Annotated in this window: 4 protein-coding genes; 2 read left to right on the forward strand and 2 right to left on the reverse strand. The window is 64.0% G+C overall.

Annotated features, from left to right (window positions below; genetic code table 11):
* Positions 1 to 1,214: M48 family metalloprotease (locus EN884_RS22605; RefSeq protein WP_206617624.1), on the reverse strand; the 1,214-nt coding region annotated here is incomplete at its 3' end.
* A 145-nt stretch (positions 1,215 to 1,359) separates the two neighbouring features.
* Between EN884_RS22605 and EN884_RS22610 the strand changes: the two genes are divergently transcribed.
* Positions 1,360 to 2,508 (forward strand): aminotransferase class I/II-fold pyridoxal phosphate-dependent enzyme, encoded by a 1,149-nt coding sequence (locus EN884_RS22610; RefSeq protein WP_063168093.1) that lies wholly within the window; start codon positions 1,360 to 1,362, stop codon positions 2,506 to 2,508.
* A 4-nt stretch (positions 2,509 to 2,512) separates the two neighbouring features.
* Positions 2,513 to 3,460, forward strand: coding sequence for a glutaminase (locus EN884_RS22615; RefSeq protein ID WP_013531363.1), 948 nt, complete (start codon positions 2,513 to 2,515; stop codon positions 3,458 to 3,460).
* A 172-nt stretch (positions 3,461 to 3,632) separates the two neighbouring features.
* Here the strand turns inward: EN884_RS22615 and EN884_RS22620 are convergent.
* Positions 3,633 to 5,848, reverse strand: a 2,216-nt coding sequence (locus EN884_RS22620; protein ID WP_164895110.1) for a ribonuclease E/G, incomplete at its 5' end; no start/stop codon positions are given.

Genomic DNA, 5,848 nt, shown 5'->3' on the forward strand with positions numbered 1-5,848 from the left:
CCATAGGCCTGCGCCAGATAGCGATATCCGGCTGAATTTTCCTTGTCGCGACCGAGGCCATTGTTGATCTGCACGACGGCTTTTTTGAGGGAGTCGGGCGTGCCGACGGCCATCAGCGCCTGGCCCACGGACACTGGCAGCAGACCGGACCGAGCCGAATCGAGGCTGACCGCCTTGGCATAGGCGTCCGCGGCTTCCTTGGGTTTGTTGGCTTTCATCAGGATGTCGCCGCGCAGTTCCTGGAAGTAGGCATTCTTCGGTTGCGCTTTGATCAGTGCATTGGTCTTGGCGAGGGCGGCGGCGATGTTGCCGAACAGGTAGGTCGACTGGGCGTCGCCGTACTGGGCGGCGAGGGTTCCTTGCATCTTTCGCATCAGCCGGGACGCGGCCGCCTGGCCTTCCATGTAAACGGCGATCTTCACCCGCATCATGTCATGGCGCTGCTGCAGCGCGGGCGGGTCCGGCCTGTCGACATTGGGGTCCTGTTTCACCAGCACTTCGAGATTGGCGATGCGGTCCTGCGGCATCGGATGGCTGATCCGATACGGATCGACCTGGGCGCCCGAAAGCGAAAGTGCGGTCTGGAAGCGGCGGAATGTCTTCAGCATGCCCATGCCGGACTGGCCGGTGGCGTTGAGATAGGTGATCGCCGAGCGGTCGGCCGTCATCTCCTCGGTGCGCTGATAGGCGAGGATGCTGCGCTGTGCCATTTCGCCGCCGCCGGCAGCCACGCCCATGCCGGCGCCGGCGAGACCGCGGCTGCTGGTTGTGGCACCGGCGACAATGGCGCCGGCGCCAAGCAATGTCGCGATGACGGCCATCGTCTTGGCTCGTTCGAGCTGGTCGCGCAGCTTCTGCTGGTGGCCGCCGGCAATATGACCGGCTTCGTGCGCGATGACGCCGATGATCTCGTTGGGCGTTTCAGCCGTCATCAGCGCGCCGGTGTTGATGAACAGCCGACGCCCGGTGACGAAGGCGTTGAAACTCTGGTCGTTGACCAGGACGATGTCGATGCCGTCATTCGCCAGGCCGGCCGCCCTGAAGATCGGCCGCGCGTAATCGCGCACCAGCGCCTCGATCTCGGCGTCGCGCACCACCGGCACGTTCTGGGCGAAGGCGCTGACCGAGCTCGACATTGCAACGGCAACGCCAAGCGAAAGCGTCGCGAAGACGCGCGCTGCCTGGGCAATCGTCGATCTGGGTCGGCTCAACATGATGTGTCCACTGGTAGACGAGCGGGCGAAAGATGAAAAGTCGGCGCCGGAAACTTCCTCAACTTGTGATCCTCACATCAATCGGGCATTTGTGCGGCACATGCGCCAGTGCCTGGCGCCGTCAGTCATCGGGAATACTGGTTAAATGGTCGTTTCGCTCTCACGCCGCGGCAATGTCGAGCCCTTCCATGCGATGGACATTCTGGCAGAGGCAAACCGGCTGAAGTCCCAGGGCGTGCCGGTTGTTTCGATGGCCGTCGGCCAACCCTCCGATCCCGCACCGGTTCTGGTTCGCGCCGCAGCAGCCAAGGCGCTGCAGGATGGGCGCATCGGCTACACCGACGCGCTCGGACTGGCAGGTTTGCGCAAGGCGATAGCCGGACACTACGCCGATCACTATGGGCTTGATATCGAGCCCGGCCGGATCGCGGTGACCACCGGATCGCCGGCCGCCTTCAATCTTGCCTTCCTGGCGATGTTCGATCGGGGTGACCGCGTCGCCATCGCGGCACCCGGTTACCCTGCCTACCGCAACATCATGGCCGCACTCGGCATAGAGGTGGTCGAGATCGAGCTCGGCGACGCCGCCTACCTGCATGCCGGCCATTTGGAAGCCGCGCATCGTGAAAAGCCGCTGAAAGGCGTTCTCTTCGCCAGTCCCGCCAATCCAACCGGCGCGGTCATACCAGCCGATGAACTGGCGGCTCTGGTAAGGACGGCACAGGACCTCGGCATCGCCGTCATCTCCGACGAAATCTATCACCGGCTGGCCTATGCCGCCCCCGACACCACGGCACTTGCCTATGGCGGCGATGTGACGGTGATCAATTCCTTCTCCAAATATTACTGCATGACCGGCTGGCGAATCGGCTGGATGGTGCTGCCGCAGGAACTGGTGCGGCCGGTCGAGCGCGTCGCCCAGAGCCTCTACATCTCGCCGCCGGAGCTATCGCAGATTGCCGCGATCGAAGCGTTCAGGGCGACCGAGGAACTGGAGGCGGTAAAAGGCCGCTACGCCTGGAATCGCGAGCTCTTGATGAAACGCCTGCCGGAACTCGGCTTTCCGCTGGCGGCGCCCATGGACGGCGCCTTTTATGCGTTCTGTGACGTCACCAGGCATACCAATGACAGCATGGCCTTCGCGCGAAAGATGCTGGCCGAGGCGCATGTTGCAGCAACGCCCGGCCGCGACTTCGACACTCAGGCTGGGCACCGGACCATGCGTTTCTCCTACGCCGGCAGCCACGACGACATGGTCGAGGCAATGGTGCGCATCGAACGCTGGTTGAGGTAGCACCATGCCGGAACTTGAACAGGCCCCCAAACTTGATCGGGCATTGGCCGAAGTCGCCGCCGAAATGGCCGAGCGCACCGATCGCGGCGACGTCGCTTCCTACATTCCGCAGCTGGGCAAGGTCGATCCGAAGAAGTTCGGCATCGCGGCGGTCACCAATGACGGCCGCGTGCTGATGGCCGGCGATGCCGACCAGGCATTTTCCATCCAGAGCATCTCGAAAGTGTTCACGCTGACACTGGCGCTCGGCAATGTCGGTGACGCGCTTTGGCAGCGGGTAGGCCGCGAACCGTCAGGCAATCCATTCAACTCGATCGTGCAGCTCGAGCATGAGAACGGCATTCCGCGCAACCCGTTCATCAATGCCGGCGCCATTGTCATTTCCGACATCCTGCTTGCCGGCCACCAGCCGCGCGAGGCGATCGGCGAAATCCTGCGCTTCATCCAGTTCCTCGCCGACGACGAAACGATCATCATCGATCGTGAGGTCGCGGCGTCCGAACGGGCCACCGGCTATCGCAACTTCGCGCTTGCCAACTACATGAAATCCTTCGGCAATCTCCACCACGCGCCGGAGCTGGCGCTGGGCGTCTACTTCCACCATTGCGCCATCGCAATGAGTTGCCGGCAACTGGCGCTCGCCGGCCGCTTTCTCGCCAATGGCGGCAAGAACCCGGCGACCGGGCATTCCGTGGTGTCGGCCGAACGGGCACGCCGCATCGGCGCGATGATGCTGACCTGCGGTCACTATGATGGCTCCGGCGATTTCGCCTTCCGCGTCGGCATCCCCGGCAAGAGCGGCGTCGGCGGCGGCATATTGGGCATCGTGCCGGGCGTGGCGTCGCTTGCCGTCTGGTCGCCCGGCCTCAATGCCAACGGCAACTCCAAGCTGGGGTCGATCGCGCTGGAAAAGCTGGCCAGGATGATGAACTGGTCGATCTTCGCGCCGTGATGCATGTCGCCCAAAAGGTGCGGAGCGGTTTTGGGACAACGACATGCATAAAAATCAAGGAAGCGTTTTAGCCTTTCGCGATCCGGAATAGCGCCAGATAAGAAAATCCCGCACCGTCTTCGAGACGGCGCGGGATTTTTTGTCAACAAACTAGCTCAGGTGGCTGAAAGGCTTAGAAAAAGCCCTTCCGCTGCCACCATCCGCCGCGTTTCGGCTTGTCGTCGGTCTTGTCGTCGGTCTTGTCCTCGGCCTTGGCCGCGGGTTCTTCCGCTACAGTCGAAGACACCACCGGCTCGACCGGCGCATTCACCGCCGCCGGCTTGCGCCGCGACGGGCGGGCCTTCGGTGCCTTCTCGACAGCCGCTGCTTCGTCGGACGCCGTGGCCGGCGTCTCGACCGGTGCTTCCGCCTCGGCAGCCGGCTCTTCGGCGACGATTTCGGCTGCGGCCTTCTTCGGCTTGGCGGCACGGCGTGGCTTCTTCGGCTTCTCCATGCTCGGCGCGTCGTCATTGGCCGGAGCAAGCACCACCGGCTCTTCGGCCGCTGCGGTAACCACCGGCTCGCTGGCGATCACCTCGGTTGCCGAGACTTCGCCTTCGGACGCGTCGGCTGCTTCGCCAGCACTTGCCTCAGCCTCGCCTTCACCGTCTTCGCGGCGGTTGCGCTTGCCGCCGCGCTTGCCGCGCCGGCGCTTCTTGCCCTGGCCTTCGTCCGAAGCTTCAGCTGTGGCAGGAGTTTCGGAAACACCAACAGGGGCATTGTCGTCCGCTTCCGCGTCGCCATCTCCGGCGGCCGAGTCCGAGTCCGAAAACTCGCCGGCCGGAGCCGAGACGGAAGCACCGTCCGCAGGGGCGCCATGTTCGCGATCGCGATCCTTGCCGCCACGCCGACGCCGACGCTTGCGGCGCTTGCGGTCGCGGCCTTCGCCTTCCTCACCACCGGCAGCGGGCCGCGGCTGCTGTTGCTGCGGCTGCTGGCGTGGCTGTTCTGCCTGGATCGGCGCCTCGTCGTCTTCCTCGATGACGGCAATCTCATCCTCGGGCTCGTCCGGCTCGACATAGGCCGGGAAGCTGCGCGCCTCGACAAAGCCTTCCGGCTTTTCAGCCAACGCGCCGCGGAAGATCGCATAGTGCTGCGAACCCACCGAATCGTCGGCCTCGACGGTGATCGTCAGCCCGAAGCGGCTTTCGAGTTCCACCAGCGTGCCGCGCTTGTGGTTGAGCACGTAGAGTGCTGTCGCCGCCGGCGTCCGCACCGTGATGTGGCTGCGCGAATCCTTGAGCAGGAATTCCTCGATCGCCCGCACCACCATCAGCGCGACCGACGAATCGGAGCGCACATGGCCGGTGCCGCCGCAATGCGGGCAAGGCTTCATGGTCGATTCCAGCACGCTGGCGCGGATGCGCTGGCGTGACATCTCCATCAGGCCGAAATGCGAGATACGGCCGACCTGGATGCGCGCACGATCGTTCTTGAGGTGATCCTTCAGCCGCTTCTCGACGGAGCGGTTGTTGCGGTTCTCCTCCATGTCGATGAAGTCGATGACGATCAGGCCGGCAAGATCGCGCAGCCTTAGCTGACGCGCGACTTCCTCGGCCGCTTCCAGATTGGTGTGGAGCGCGGTGTCCTCGATCGAGTGCTCCTTGGTGGAGCGGCCCGAATTCACGTCGATGGCAACCAGCGCTTCGGTCTGGTTGATGATGATGTAGCCGCCGCTCTTCAGCGTCACTTGCGGCTGCAGCATGCGGTCGAGCTGTGCCTCGATGCCGTTGCGCACGAAGATCGGCGTCGTGTCGCGGAACGGCTGAACCACCTTGGCGTGGCTCGGCATCAGCATGCGCATGAAGTCCTTGGCCTCGCGGTAGCCTTCCTCGCCGGAGACAAGAATCTCGTCGATATCCTTGTTGTAGAGGTCGCGCACCGAGCGCTTGATCAGGCTGCCTTCCTCGTAGACCAGGGCAGGGGCCGTGGACTGCAAGGTGAGATTGCGGACATTTTCCCAAAGCCGCATCAGATATTCGTAGTCGCGCTTGATCTCTGCCTTGGTGCGGCTCTCGCCGGCGGTGCGCAGGATGACGCCCATGCCCTGCGGCACTTCGAGATCGGCGACGACCTCCTTGAGCCGCTTGCGGTCGACCGCGCTGGTGATCTTGCGCGAAATGCCGCCGCCACGCGCCGTGTTCGGCATCAGCACCGAATAGCGGCCGGCCAGCGACAGATAGGTGGTCAGCGCCGCGCCCTTGTTGCCGCGCTCTTCCTTGACGACCTGCACCAGGAGGATCTGCCGGCGCTTGATCACTTCCTGGATCTTGTACTGGCGGCGCACCGGCTTGCGGCGGTTGCGCACTTCTTCCAGCGCATCCTCGGCGCCGACCGATTCGACCTCGT

The sequence above is a fragment of the Mesorhizobium sp. M7A.F.Ca.AU.001.01.1.1 genome (assembly GCF_004022735.1).
Lineage (GTDB): Bacteria > Pseudomonadota > Alphaproteobacteria > Rhizobiales > Rhizobiaceae > Mesorhizobium > Mesorhizobium ciceri.